This is a genomic window from Neoakkermansia glycaniphila (assembly GCF_001683795.1).
Lineage (GTDB): Bacteria > Verrucomicrobiota > Verrucomicrobiia > Verrucomicrobiales > Akkermansiaceae > Akkermansia > Akkermansia glycaniphila.
Genome location: NZ_LIGX01000014.1, coordinates 69,162 through 82,973 on the forward strand (window position 1 = coordinate 69,162; position 13,812 = coordinate 82,973).

Sequence of the window (13,812 nt, forward strand, 5' to 3'; positions counted from 1 at the left end):
ATGCAATGAAATATACAAAAACACGTGTTAAGTCAAGCCCTACTCAGCATATCATACCCGCCCGTTCTTCTCCGCAAGGCCTGCCAGCCATCTGCTCTGCTCCATCCCAGCCGCCTCTTCCGCCGTAAAACCCATCCGGGGCCGCCAGTTGATGCCTCCCACCGTACCCGGAACATTCAGGCGGCGACCGTCATCGAACAGCTCCGTCCACATCATCGCCACATAGCGCGAACGGCACGCCAGCAAGGCATCGAACATCGCATTCTTGATCTGCGGATTCCAGGCGGCCAGCACCGTCTCCTCGTTCATGCCGCAAAACTCGGCGAAACACATCAGAACGCGCCTTCCGTCCTCGTACCCCGCCTTCAAGGCATCCATCTCCTCCTTGCCGGGGACGGGCTGCGCCGCTTCCGCACCGCGAAAGGCTTTCACCTTCTCCCAACACTCATTCCATGTATCCACAATCGGCGGAAAATCGTGCGTCGCATACACCGCAAACGAACAGGGATGATACGCATCACCCATCACAATATGCCCGTCTTCCCGAATCTCCCAGTGGGGAATCTTGAACCCGGCAATCCGGAGCAACTGCAAATCGGGCCGCACGTAATCCGGCACACAGCCCAGATCCTCCCCTATCACCACCGCCGAAGGATCGGCCTCCAGCAGCACGCGCAGCAACCTGTCGCCCTGCGCCAGATTCAACTTCCGATCCTCCTCCGTCCAGTCCGGTCTCGGCTGGAAACCGGGTCGCCGTCCGCCGCAACGCGCTGCCGCTTCATCCGGCGTCAGAGAAAGATACACGGGATTCTCCTCCGGAATCCACGGGAAAGCATAAATACGGTAAAACCCCAGAATATGATCCACGCGGTACATCCTGAAAATACGCGTCGTCATCCGGATGCGCCGCTTCCACCAGGCAAAACCGTCCTCCGCCATCTCCTCCCAGCGGTACAGGGGAATCCCCCAGTTCTGCCCCCACTTCGCCGTAAACGGATCATCCGCAAAATCCCCCTCGGCAGGAGCACCGCCCGACCACGAAACATCGAAATTCCGGCGCTCGAAAAACACATCCGCACTGGCCATCGCCACCCCGATCGGAATATCGCCCATCAAAGCCACACCCCGGCTATCCGCATACCGCCGCACATCATCCCACTGCATGAAAGCCAGCCACTGCAGCCACTTCTCATACAGCATGGCATCGCCATACTCCTCCGACATCAACCGCACACGATCGGGATCCTGCTCCGGCCACTTCCACCACTCGCAGGAACCGAACAGGCGAGACATCACGCGGAAACACGCGAAATCGTCCAGCCAAGCATCCTGCAACAGCACCCAATCCTGAAAATCCCTGCGTCTGCCTTCGAAAGCCTCTCCATCCCGGAAAACATCCCACGCACGCTTCAGCATCACCGCCTTCCATGCCCGCACGCGAGCATAATCCACCAGCGCCGGATCGCTCGCCGGATGCAGAGCATCCATCCCGATCTCCGAAGGCTGCGCCAGCTCCGGCAACCCCGGAACCCACTCCGGCTCCAAAGCTAGATACATCGGCTCCAAAGCCACGGAACTGACGGCTGAATACGGAGACGGAGCCTCCCCCTCACCCAGAGCATTCACAGGCAAAAGCTGCAAAAAACCGACACCGTGATCGGCGGCCCAATCGATCCATTCCTTCAATGCCGCCAAATCCCCAATACCGTGATCATTCTTCCGGCGAAGGGAAAACAGAGGCAACAACACACCAGTCATGCGCGCATTCTTCATCAGGCAACAGTCTATGAACGGGAAGCTCCCTGCTTCCGGTTCCCTTCACTCTATAGGAGACCGGCACGCAAGGCAAGAACAAACAGCTCGATGAAAACACGCGAACGAACCTGTTACACTCTTGTTGCAGAACTCTTGCTTGAAAAGCGGCCCATCCGTGCTATCCTGAATGCATGAATAACCGCTGCATCCTCATCGCGGAAGACGACGCATCCATCCGTCAGGCTCTGGCCGACGCCCTCACCGGAACCGGCTACACCGTCCATGAAGCGGGCGACGGCCGCAAGGCCCTCGAAATCCTCTTCACCCAGCATATTGACCTCGCCCTGCTCGACGTCAACATGCCCGAGGCGGACGGCTTCAAAGTACTGGCCATCATGGAAAAAGAATGCCCGGGCATCCCCGCCATCATGCTCACCGCCCGAGGCGAAGAAACCGACCGCATCAAAGGACTGCAACTCGGCGCGGACGATTATGTCGTCAAACCCTTCAGCATCCTCGAACTCATGGCCCGCATCACGGCCGTCCTCCGCCGCTCGCCCGAACGCCCCAAAATGCCAGCCATCCCCTCCTTCCCCGGCGGAACGATCGACCCTTCCGCCCGAACCGTCATCTTCGACGACGGACGCACCGTCGCCCTCTCGGAAAAGGAATTCGACCTCCTCGTCTACTTCCTCCGCCACCCGAACCGCATCATCGCACAAGAAGAACTCCTCATCCGCGTCTGGGGAAAATCAGCCAAACCCTCGCAAACCCGCACCATCCCCGTCACCCTAGCCCGCCTCCGCGAAAAACTCGGCAGCGACTCCGCCCTCACCCGGGGCTTTGAAAACATGCGCGGCATCGGATACAGCTGGACACCTCCCGTCATTTAGGCATGAAACTGCGCCTCCCCTGGATCATCGCCATCATCGTCACCCTCGTCCTCGGGGGCATGGCGTGGCTCGCGTATGAAGCGAAAACACTGGAAAAACGCTTTGCCAGCCTCGACAGGAAAGCGCAAACAGAACGCCTGCTCCAAATATCCCTCGAAACCGTCAACACCGAACTCGGCCGCCTCCTTCAACCGGAAATCGACCGCCCCTTCTACGAATACCATGAAACCTACGCACCCGGCCTCCCTGAAGAAAAACGGCTGAACAACACCCGCACCTCCCATCCGCTGGCACCATCCCCACTCCAAACGCAAACTCCCGGCTGGATCAAGGGATACTTCATGATCACCCCGGACAGAAAACTGAACACCCCCGCACAGGACAAGCAAATCCTCTCATGGATCAAGGAAACGCCCGGCCTCCTTTCCAACATGTACAACAAGGCGGAAAACCCCTCCGCCCCTGTCGTCATCCCCGGTGAAACGCCGCCTCGCCCCACAAACAGCATCGGCACTATCTCCATCACCGAACAATTCGAAACTGACCCCTACATCCCCGTCGTAGCCTCCCTGCCCCATGGGAGCTTCTTCGCATGGTGGTACAAAAACAACCTCATCTTCATGCGCGGCATCCGCACCACCCACGGATACTACACGCAAGGCTTCATCGTCGAAAAACAAACCCTCGAAAAACTCCTCCTCCCTCTGGTGGACAAACACCTCCCCAAACCCGCCCTCAACGCAGAACACACCCTCGGCGCAGGCAACATCAACCGCCTCCCGATCACCCTAGCACCGGGTCCGGAAATCATCCTACCCGACATGACAGCGCGCACCCGCGCCCTCAACAGCGCCATCCTCTCCATCTACCTCATCCCCGGCATCGCTGCCGTCCTCGTCATCGGCCTCCTCATCTTCTATAGCCGCCTCGTTCGCCGGAGAGACGACTTCGTCTCCACCATCACCCACGAACTACGCACCCCCCTCACCTCCATCACCCTCTACGCCGAAATGCTTGAGCACAACATGGTGCCCGACTCCAAAAAACACGAATACTACACCTCCCTCTACAAAGAAAGCACCCGCCTCTCACGCCTCGTGGAAAACGTCCTCGCCTTCTCCAAGCTCACGCGCGGCAAACTGCGCGGCAGGCAGGACTGCGACACCGGGGAAAACATCTTCAACCAGGTCGTCGACAAAATCCGCCCGCGCCTTGAAGAAGCAGGCTTCACCGTCAGCCTCGCCATCGCCCCGCAGGCACGCATCCTCCCCATCCGTACCGACATCATCTCCCTCGAACAAATCCTCGGCAACCTCGCCGACAACGCCATCAAATACGGCAAAGGCAACGAAAAACCCGCCATCCAGATCACCGTCCAGCTCCTCCCTCGCCGTGTCCTCATCCGCTTCCGGGACAACGGCCCCGGCATCGCCTTCGAAACCCGCCGCACCCTCTTCACCGCCTTCAGCCGCTCCGCCAAAGCCAACGCAGGCAAACAGCCCGGCATCGGCCTCGGACTCACCCTCTCGCGCGACATCGCCAAATCCATCGGCGGAGACCTCAGCCTCGAAAGCTCCAGCCTCACCGGCGCCTGCTTCATCCTCACCATCCCGGCCTGACCCCTCGCCGGCCTCCCCTTAATCCTTCGACGCCCGCGGATCGATCGCATCCCGCAGCCCGTCGCCGAGGAAATTCAGCGCCAGAAGCGTCAGCGAGAAAAACAGCGCCGGAAACAACAGCAGCTCCGGACTCACCTCCATCCGATCCGCACCCTCCTTAATCAGCGTACCCCATGAAGAATTCGGAGCCTTCACCCCAAGACCGAGGAACGAAAGCACCGACTCCAGCAGCATAATGCCCGGCACGGCCAGCGTCGTATACACCACCACCGTACCGAACAAATTCGGCGCGATATGGGAAAAAAGAATCCTCAAATGCCCAAGCCCCAGCGACCGCGCCGCCACAACATAATCCTGTCCCTTGATCTCCATCGTCTGCGTCCGCACAATACGGGCCAAAGTCAGCCACCCCAGCGCACCGATCGCCACGAAAAGCGGCACCAGACTCGTCATTGGAGCCACATCCTCCCTCGCCCAGCCCGTCGCCCCCACCAGCCAATCCGTCAACTCGCGCGAAGGCTCCTCGATACTCAACGAAAACACAATCACCAGCACGATAAACGGCAGGGCGAACAACACATCCACCGCCCGCATCATCACACTATCCGTCCGCCCTCCCGCGTATCCCGAAACCAGCCCGAACGTCAACCCGATCACCAGCGAAACAGCTGTCGCCACCAGCCCCACCAGCAGAGAAATACGGCCGCCGTACAACACGCGGGCAAGCAAATCGCGCCCCAGCTGATCCGTCCCGAACGGATGCTCCCACGACGGCCCAGCCGTAATATTCGTCAAATCCATCCGATTCGGAGCCTCCACCCACGGAGTCGCAGGCAGCACATAACACGCCGCCACCATTGCCAGCAGGAAAAACAGCGACACCATTGCCGCCCTATTGCGGCACAGCCGAAGCCGGGCATCCTTCCAAAGAGAATTGCCAGCCAGAGCCTTATTGCCGGAGAAACCATTCATGGTAGCCATATCAGGAAGCGGCGCGCAGCCGCGGATTCATCAAAAGTTGCACGAAATCGACCGCAATATTCACCCCCACAATCAGCACCCCGTAGCACAGCACCAGCCCCTGAATCAGGAAATAATCGCGCCCCGTCGTCGCATTCACGAAATGCAGCCCCATACCCGGCACCTGAAAACACGTCTCTACCACAAACGAACCCGTAATCAACGCCGCAAACGCAGGCCCCAAATACGAAACCGCAGGCAGCAAACCGCCCCGCAACGCATGGCACACCAGCAGCCGCACAGGCCCCGCACCCTTCGCCCTCGCCGTACGCACGAAATCCTGGGAAAGCACCTCCAGCATCCCCCCGCGCGTCAACCGCGCCAAATATGCAGCATTGATCAGCCCCAAAGTCAACGCCGGAAGAACCACGCATCCCCAATCATCCCACCCCGCCACACTCAGCCCCGGCACATGCATCCCCAACCACACACCCACCAGCGGAGCAATCACGAACGCCGGAATACAAATACCCAGCATCGCCAGAAACATCATCGCCGCATCCGGCCACCTATTCTTGCGGAAAGCCGCCACCATCCCCGCCGGAATACCCACAACCACCGCAACCGCCATCCCTACCACACCCAGCAGCAGCGACACCGGAAACGCCTGCGCAATCAAATCCGACACCTGCACCCCCTCCTTCACCAGCGAAGGGCCGAAATCCCCACGGAACAAAACACCCTCCCAATAATGCAAATACTGCACCCACGACGGCTGATCCAGCCCGTACGCACTCTGCAACTGCGCCAGCACATGCTCCGGCAGCTTCTTCTCGCCGAGGAAAGGATGCCCCGGCAACAGGCGGATCAGGAAAAACGTAATCGTCTCCAGCACGAAAATCACCACCACGCCCTGCCCCAGCCTCTTCAGCAGCATCTTAATCATCCCTCTTGCCCTCCTTCTCCACATACACCGCATCATACGGATGCGCATCCAGCAGCAGCCCGTGCCACCCCTTCACCTCCGGCCTCTTCAAATACGTACGGTACGCCCAGTACAAAGGCACTACCGGAGCCTCCTTCAGCATCGTCTCCTCCGCCTCGCGCAAAGCCGCCAGCCGCTCCTCCACCTTCCCGGAAGAATGGGCCCGGCGCACCGCCGCATCGAACCTCCCGTTTGACCACCCCGTCGCATTATTCCCGCTGCCTCCGCTCCACATCTCCACAAAAGTCGCCGGATCCAGATAATCCCCCGACCATGACGACGACGAAATATCGTACTGCAACTTCTGCTGCGCATCCTTATACGCCGTCCACTCGCACGAACGGATCTCCACATGAATTCCGAGATTCTCCAGCCACATCGCCTGAATCGCCTCCGCCATCACCTTCTGCACCTCACGCGAAGTCGTCATAATCTCCAGCGTCGGGAAACCCTTCCCGCCCGGAAACCCGGCCTCGGCCAGCAAACGGCGCGCCGTCTGCACCCGCTCCGCCTGCGTCGCCCCCGCATCCTTGAACATATCCGGAGTCTCATACCCCGCCCCCGGAGGCGTAAACCCCGTCGCCGGAGTCCCCGCATCGCGCACCACCTTATCCACCAAGGCATCCCGATCCACCCCGAGAGCCAGCGCCATCCGCACCCGCACATCGTCCAGCGGCTTGCGCGTCGTATTCAACCGATAAAAAAACGAACAATAATACGCATCCCGGCAAAACGCATCGGGAGCCTTCCCCTTCGCATACGCCAGCATCTCCGGCGGCACATTATTCGTCACATGCAACTTCCCGTCGAAAAACATCCGCGTCTCCGTAAACGCATTCACCACCGGAAGAAAACGCACCGCATTCAGCGCCACCGCTCCGGCTCTCCAATACTGCGGATTCCGGCGCACCTCCACAAAATCATTGAACCGATACTCCGCCAACACAAACGCACCGTTCCCCACCCACTTCCCGGGCTTCGTCCACTCGCTGCTCCGGTCAAGCATACCCCCGTTCGCCTCCACCGCATGCGCAGGCACCGGGAACCACGTATAATGCAGCAGAAGCAGCGGCAAATGCGGCGTCGGCTCGCGCAGCGTCAGCCTCAGCGTCCGCTCACCCACAGCCTCCACACCCACCCCGGCCTTCTCCCACAAATCGCCCTCGCCGCCCAACTCCTTCCTCAGCCAATCCTTATTATACGCCTCCGCATTCTTCAGCGGAAACAGCATATCAGCATACTTCCCTCCAAAAAGGGGATGCAGCAAACGATGATAGGCATACACGAAATCATGCGCCGTCACAGGCCTCCCATCACTCCATCGGGCATCCTCCCGCAAACGGAACGTCCACACATCCTTCGCCTCATTCGCCTCCCACGACTCCGCCACGCCGGGATGCACCTTGTCATCCTCCATCGCATCGCCGCGCACCAGCCCCTCCAGCAGCGTACCGATAATATGCCAGTCCGCCACCGCCGTCGCCTTATGCGGATCGAAACTCTGAGGCTCGAACCCGTTCCCCACCAGCAACACCCCCTCCTCATCCGCCTTCTCCACCGAAGAACGCGTATCGCACCCTGCCAACAGCAGAGCCACGGCACACAACAACGGCAACAAACACTTCACGCGGCGCATTCTAGCAGAAAACACCGCCCCCTGTCAGCCAGAAATGCGTCACACCGCCAGAAAACGGAACATGACCATCCTCCTCCGTATCCTCACCATGCTCTGCATGAAACACACCCCGGCCAAACATTTTCACAACATCGCGTGATTCATCACATCCATCGGAGCCCCGTTCACACATGCGGTTCGCATGACGAATCCCGGACATCCTGTTTTTTCTCCCCATCTTTTCGTATTCTGAAAGCGATATTGGTCACGTAAGATTCTCCTGCATAATTCGACACGGTACGAACGGCAACACCTTTATCAGGAGCCGTGAAAACAAGCAAATATTGATCCTTGTACTCGTCATCGCGACCCAAAGAGTCCTCGGACATCACCAGCGCGGCAGCATGAGGCGAAATCTGACGATAAACAAGTTCCAGCATGAATGTACTGCTTCTTCTGTACGGACATTGGACAACAGCGACGGATTCCCCCAAATGAATATCGGAACACTCTCTCTTCATCTGTTTCCTCCACCACCAGTACCCCGATCGATCCTTGCCTTGGGACGAATAAAACAGCGAATCCCATCCGATTGCCCCCGAATCGTCAAACTCAATTGTCACATTCTTCAACTCTTTCGGAGCCAAAGGAACGACCTCTTCTTGTACATTGCTTTCGCAACCTGTCGATACCTTCACGCCAGCCACAAGCTTCGCATTCCATATAAAATTCTCACGGTGACTCACCAAACGCGGCGTAAAATGATAAAGAACACCCTTACCCTTCTCCGTCCAGACAATTTGCATGACATCCTTGTATCCATCACCAAGAATCTGTTCCTCCACCTCTTCCACATTGGGCATAACCCGGGTCACTGGATTCACCGCTTCACGGAAGGCTACAATCGTCACATTCCCACCCACCTCCTTGACAAACAAGCCGGGATCGTCCCGGCGCAACACAACCGTCGAAGGCACCTCACCTTCCCTCGCCGAACTCCACGTATGGTCGTCCTGCGACACCACCGCATCCTTGAAATCCAGAGTGAGAGCCCCACCGCTCCAGCCTGGCGGAGACACGTCCGCAATAGAATGCTCTTCATTACTCCCACAGGCAGTAACCAGCAGAAACGGCACATAATACAATATTTTCATATTCGTCATCAGGCTGATAATCAATCCCGATCTTCTTTTAAATCATTAGAAATCTCTCGCAATTTATCTAACGATTTTTGCATTTCCGCGTCACTTACCTTCCGATCCCTTGCACGCTGCACATCATCAAGAACCTTTCCTGCATCTTTCTGCCCCCCCTCCTGCGCTTTCCTAGCCCATTGTTCAGCCAAATCCAAATTTTCGGATACACCGGACATACCTATAACATAGCATTCGGCCAAATTAAGCATGGCTTCTGAATTCCCTGCGTCTGCGGCTTTCGTCGCCCATTTGATAAATTCCTCGTTATTCTCATCAGCACCCCAACCGATACGGTAATCAACAGCGACATCATACATGGCCTCACTATCCCCCAATTGGGCAGCACGCAAAACATACTCATGGGCTTTTTCCCAATCAAGTTTGACGCCAAACCCCTTCTGATGAAACCACGCCATACATTTCAAACCCCGAACATAATTTTGCTCGGCGGCTTTCTTATACCACATGACAGATTTCGGATATGATTGATCCACATCTTCGCCATCCTTATATAACGCACCCAAGTCACACTGAGCCTCTGGATCGCCTTTCATCGCCTTCTTGTACAACTCCCTCGCCTTTTCCGATTTCAATTCGACAGGAATCCCGTTTTTAGCTATTCCGGCCTTTCCCGACGCCGTACCAGCAGGATGCAGGGCATAACCGATACCGCAGCCAATCAGCAAAGCAACTATCCCCGTCACGACAACTTTTCTGTCCATCCACTCCTTCCATTTCTTTTCAGGTGGAAAGACTGATGCAAGCGTTCGCCACTCCTCCGCCCCCTCTTCGCAAACCATATCCTCGGCGGCAATCGCGCCATCGCTCAACAACTTCTTCAAAGCGTCCGTCGAAAAAGGCCCCTGTGCATCCTCGCCCTGTTTGGCATAGTAGTAGTTTTTCATCTATGGCAAAAATACCCATATTCTACCAAACCGTCAAGCATTGATTGATAGAAACCTGATGAATACACAAATTATTTCCCCTTTCAGCCCCTCGTCTGAACGAAGATCATCCGAAACCCCGCGTTTTCATCCATACCCCTTATTTCGCCTTGATGATACTCCCCCTCTGTGGCAGAATACACGCCGCATGAAAGTGATCACCATCTACGGCAGCCAGAGCGACCTTCCCTTCATGGAACCCGCACGCGAATACTTCGCCGCGAACAACGTTGAACATGAAGAAGTCGTCTACTCGGCTCACCGCAACCTTCCGGAACTCGTCAAATACCTCGAAGACCTCGAAGCCAGCGATGAAAAAGCCGTCATCCTCGCCGTTGCAGGCCTCTCCGCAGCCCTCCCCGGCGTCGTCGTCATGAGCTGCTCCCTGCCCGTCATCGGCGTCCCGGTACCCGGCGGCCCCCTGAACGGCATCGATGCCCTGCTCGCCATCACGCAAGTACCCGGCGGAGTACCCTGCACCAGCGTCGGCCTTCACAAGAAGACCCCCGTCAATGCAGCCATGGCAGCCCACCGCATCCTCAAGCTGGCCGAAAAGTAACACCTTCACCTTCCCGCACCTCATGAATACGGATGCTCCCATCATTCTCGACCAGGCGGGAATCGACCAGTCACTCGACGCAATGGCCCGTGCCATTGCGTCGAGCCGCGCAGGCGAACCCCTCGCCCTCGTCGGCCTCCTCAGCAAGGGCGACATCATCGCCTACCGCCTTGCCGACCGCCTTCGCACCCTCGGCCTCGAAGTCCTCTGCGGAGACATCGACATTTCCCTCTACCGCGACGACATCTACACACTTGAGGCACGCCCCTCCCTCCGCTCCTCGAACCTCCCCTTCTCCACGGATGGCATGCGCCTCGTCCTCGTCGACGACGTCCTCTACACAGGCCGCACCGTCCGCGCCGCCCTCAACGCCATCTTCGACTACGGCCGCCCCGCGCGCGTCGAACTCGCCTGCCTCATCGACCGCGGAGGTCGCGAAGTACCCATCCAGCCCGACTACGTCGGCCACACCCTTTCCGAACCGGAACAGAAAATCAAGGTTCACCTCTGCGAATCCGAAGGATTCGACGCCGTCACCATCGGATAACACACACACCACGCCATGAAGCCACGCAAGGATCTTCTCACCATCGGCTCCCTGAGCGACGAGGACATACGCACCATCCTCGACTCCGCCACAGCCATGAAGGAACTCTTCACCAAAAGCGTCAAAAAGGTACCGGCCCTCAAGGGAAAATCCGTTTTGACGCTTTTTTATGAGCCCAGCACCCGCACCCACTCCTCCTTCGAAGTGGCAGCCAACCGCCTCTCGGCGGACGTCACCAGCTTCACCGTCTCCACCTCCTCCGTCGTCAAGGGAGAAAGCGTCCACGACACCATCGACACCCTCCAGGCCATGAAGATGGACTACATCATCGTGCGCCACAAAAACAGCGGCATCCCTGCCGTCATCGCCCGCCACACCAAAGCCTCCGTCATCAACGCCGGAGACGGCGCGCACGCCCACCCCTCCCAGGCCTTCCTCGACGCCTTCACCATCCGTGAAAAATACGGCGACATCTCCGGCAAACGCATCGTCATCATCGGAGACATCCTCCACTCCCGCGTCGCCCGCTCCACCTCACTCATCCTCAAACGGCTCGGAGCCGAAGTCGCCTACCTCGGCCCCGGCTCCCTCGTCCCGCAGGAACGCCACACCGGCATCCCCCGCTTCACGAACTTCGATGACGCCTTCGCGTGGAAACCCGACGTCATCTACCTCCTGCGCGTCCAGAACGAACGCATGGACTCACCCTTCTTCCCCAACGCCAAAGAATACCACCGCATCTACGGAGTCACCGAAGAACGCCTCAAACGCATCGACGACCTCGACCTCTCCATCATGCACCCCGGCCCCGTCAACCGGGGCGTCGAAATCTGCGACCTCGCCATGGACTACCGCAACTGCCTCATCAACCAGCAGGTCGAAAACGGCATCGCCGCCCGCATGTCCATCCTCTACCATCTGACACCTCAGACCCAAAGCCATGAAGCCTGAAATCATCCTCTTCATCTCGCAGGCCACCGACATCGCCTCAGGCCGGGAAATCGACCTCTGCATCGCGGACGGCACCGTCATCGCCTGCGGCAGCGCAGGCACCCTCACCGCCCCGGAAGGAGCCAGAACCATCGATGCCACGGGTCTGTACATCCTCCCCGGCCTCTTCGACCTGCACACCCACATCTCCATCACCGGCAAGGAAACCGGGTACTGCGTCGCCGCAGCTGCGGCAGCAGCCCGCCAGGGCGGCATCACCGGCTTCCAGTGCATGCCCAACACCTCCGCCGTCCTCGACAACGGAGCGCAAATCACCAGCCTCATGGACATCGCCGCAGCACAACCCGGCATCTCCATCGTCCCCGCCGGGTGCATCTCGCAAAACTGCGAAGGCGAACAGCAGGCCCCCTACGACACCCTGCGCTGCAAAGGAGTCAAATTCATCACCGATGCCGACCACATCCCGCACAACCTCCTCATGCTCTACCGAGCCATGAAATACGCCTGCGAACTCGGCCTCACCTTCGCCCTCCGCGGCGACCTCCCGCAGCTCACGGAAAAAACCTACGCCCATCCCAGCGTCACCTCCTACCGCCTCGGCCTCCACGGCACACCCTCCTGCGCCGAAGAAATCGGCATCGAAACCATCATCCGCCTCGCCGGAGATGCCGGAGCCGCCATCCACGTCCAAACCGTCAGCACCGCCGGAGGCACGGAAATCATCCGCCGAGCCAAAAACGAAGGCCAGCGCATCACCGCCGAAGCTGCCCTCCACCACCTCATCTACACGCACGAGAACATCGGCGACTACGACACCAACTTCAAAACCCTCCCCCCCCTCCGCGACCGCTCGGACTGCGAAGCCCTCATCGCCGCCATCAACGACGGCACCATCGACTGCATCGTCAGCGACCACACCCCCCGCATCCCCTTCGCCAAAAAACAGGACTTCTGCTCCGCGCCGCACGGCATGATCGCCCTCGACACCTACCTCCCGGCCCTCTACACCAGCCTCGTCCGCCCCGGCCACATCGGCTGGCAAAAACTCCTGCAGGCCTGCGCCGTCCGCCCCCGCCAGCTCCTCGGCCTCGACGTACCGGAACTCCGCGAAGGCTCCGCCGCCGACTTCATCCTCTTCGATCCCGAAGGCACCACCGAAGTCACCCCGGCCATGCTGCAGGCTCGCACCGAAAACACCCCCCTCCTCGGCACAACCCTTCACGGGCGCGTCATCAACATCACTGAAGCATGACCATCTGGATCGTCAGCGACGGCAAACGAGGCCACCTCAACCAGACACAAGGCCTGGCTCGGGAACTCATCGAGGAAGCCCGACAGAGACAACCGGACGGCAACCACGAATACTTCGTCGTCAGCGTCGAAGGCAAATCGCGGACCGCACGCCTCTTCTACCTCGGCAAGGAACTCGACCTGCCCACGCCCGACCTCATCCTCGGAGCGGGCCACGGCACACACATCCCGCTCCTGCACATGGCCCGGCACTACAAAGCCCTCGGCATCGTCTGCATGAAACCCAGCCTCCCGGCCACCATGTTCGACCTCTGCCTCATCCCCCGCCACGACCTCATCGGCAAACAGCAAACCGGCAGCAGCATCCTCCCCACCGTCGGCGCCCTCCACGGCATCAAACCCAGCCCCGAAACGCCGAAAAAACACACCCTCATCCTCATCGGCGGCCCCAGCAAAGAATTCGACTGGGACGAAGACACCCTCATCAACCAGCTGGCGGACATCACCCGGCACAACGACATCCCCCTCGTCCTCACC

At 58.9% G+C, this 13,812-nt stretch carries 13 protein-coding genes; 7 read left to right on the forward strand and 6 right to left on the reverse strand.

Going from position 1 to position 13,812, the window contains the following annotated elements; genetic code table 11:
* Positions 1-51: 51 nt before the first annotated feature.
* A complete protein-coding gene (locus tag AC781_RS03985) occupies positions 52-1,758 on the reverse strand; it encodes a 4-alpha-glucanotransferase (protein ID WP_218107251.1) in 1,707 nt (568 codons plus the stop codon).
* A gap of 188 nt (positions 1,759-1,946) precedes the next feature.
* Here AC781_RS03985 and AC781_RS03990 point away from each other — a divergent pair, with 188 nt between their 5' ends.
* Both AC781_RS03990 and AC781_RS03995 read left to right on the forward strand, forming a co-directional pair.
* Positions 1,947-2,648: a response regulator transcription factor gene (locus tag AC781_RS03990; protein ID WP_067773866.1), complete on the forward strand. Its 702-nt coding sequence runs from the start codon at positions 1,947-1,949 to the stop codon at positions 2,646-2,648.
* A gap of 2 nt (positions 2,649-2,650) precedes the next feature.
* Positions 2,651-4,267: a sensor histidine kinase gene (locus AC781_RS03995; protein ID WP_067773870.1), complete on the forward strand. Its 1,617-nt coding sequence runs from the start codon at positions 2,651-2,653 to the stop codon at positions 4,265-4,267.
* A gap of 18 nt (positions 4,268-4,285) precedes the next feature.
* Here the strand turns inward: AC781_RS03995 and AC781_RS04000 are convergent, their stop codons facing one another.
* From AC781_RS04000 to AC781_RS04020, 5 genes are all read right to left on the reverse strand, one after another.
* Entirely contained in the window at positions 4,286-5,239 is a 954-nt protein-coding gene (locus AC781_RS04000; protein ID WP_172801841.1) for an ABC transporter permease, read from the reverse strand.
* A gap of 10 nt (positions 5,240-5,249) precedes the next feature.
* Positions 5,250-6,173 carry an ABC transporter permease gene (locus tag AC781_RS04005; RefSeq protein ID WP_067773876.1) on the reverse strand — a complete coding sequence of 308 codons (924 nt, stop codon included), beginning with the start codon at positions 6,171-6,173 and terminating at the stop codon, positions 5,250-5,252.
* Entirely contained in the window at positions 6,166-7,839 is a 1,674-nt protein-coding gene (locus tag AC781_RS04010; RefSeq protein WP_172801746.1) for a peptide ABC transporter substrate-binding protein, read from the reverse strand. The genes AC781_RS04005 and AC781_RS04010 overlap by 8 nt, the downstream gene beginning before the upstream one ends.
* A gap of 173 nt (positions 7,840-8,012) precedes the next feature.
* Positions 8,013-8,981 (reverse strand): hypothetical protein, encoded by a 969-nt coding sequence (locus AC781_RS04015; protein ID WP_141675737.1) that lies wholly within the window; start codon positions 8,979-8,981, stop codon positions 8,013-8,015.
* Between the two features lie 20 nt (positions 8,982-9,001).
* Complete coding sequence (locus AC781_RS04020; RefSeq protein ID WP_067773885.1) at positions 9,002-9,928, reverse strand: GYF domain-containing protein; 927 nt, start codon at positions 9,926-9,928, stop codon at positions 9,002-9,004.
* A 187-nt stretch (positions 9,929-10,115) separates the two neighbouring features.
* Between AC781_RS04020 and AC781_RS04025 the strand changes: the two genes are divergently transcribed.
* From AC781_RS04025 to AC781_RS04045, 5 genes are all read left to right on the forward strand, one after another.
* Positions 10,116-10,526, forward strand: coding sequence for an AIR carboxylase family protein (locus AC781_RS04025; protein WP_067773887.1), 411 nt, complete (start codon positions 10,116-10,118; stop codon positions 10,524-10,526).
* Positions 10,527-10,548: 22 nt separating this feature from the next.
* Positions 10,549-11,073, forward strand: coding sequence for a bifunctional pyr operon transcriptional regulator/uracil phosphoribosyltransferase PyrR (pyrR, locus tag AC781_RS04030; RefSeq protein ID WP_067773890.1), 525 nt, complete (start codon positions 10,549-10,551; stop codon positions 11,071-11,073).
* A gap of 15 nt (positions 11,074-11,088) precedes the next feature.
* Complete coding sequence (locus AC781_RS04035) at positions 11,089-12,024, forward strand: aspartate carbamoyltransferase catalytic subunit (protein ID WP_067773893.1); 936 nt, start codon at positions 11,089-11,091, stop codon at positions 12,022-12,024.
* Positions 12,014-13,276: a dihydroorotase gene (locus AC781_RS04040; RefSeq protein WP_067773897.1), complete on the forward strand. Its 1,263-nt coding sequence runs from the start codon at positions 12,014-12,016 to the stop codon at positions 13,274-13,276. Before AC781_RS04035 ends, AC781_RS04040 begins: the two co-directional genes overlap by 11 nt.
* Positions 13,273-13,812: ELM1/GtrOC1 family putative glycosyltransferase (locus AC781_RS04045; protein WP_176712491.1), on the forward strand; the 540-nt coding region annotated here is incomplete at its 3' end. The genes AC781_RS04040 and AC781_RS04045, both read left to right, overlap by 4 nt.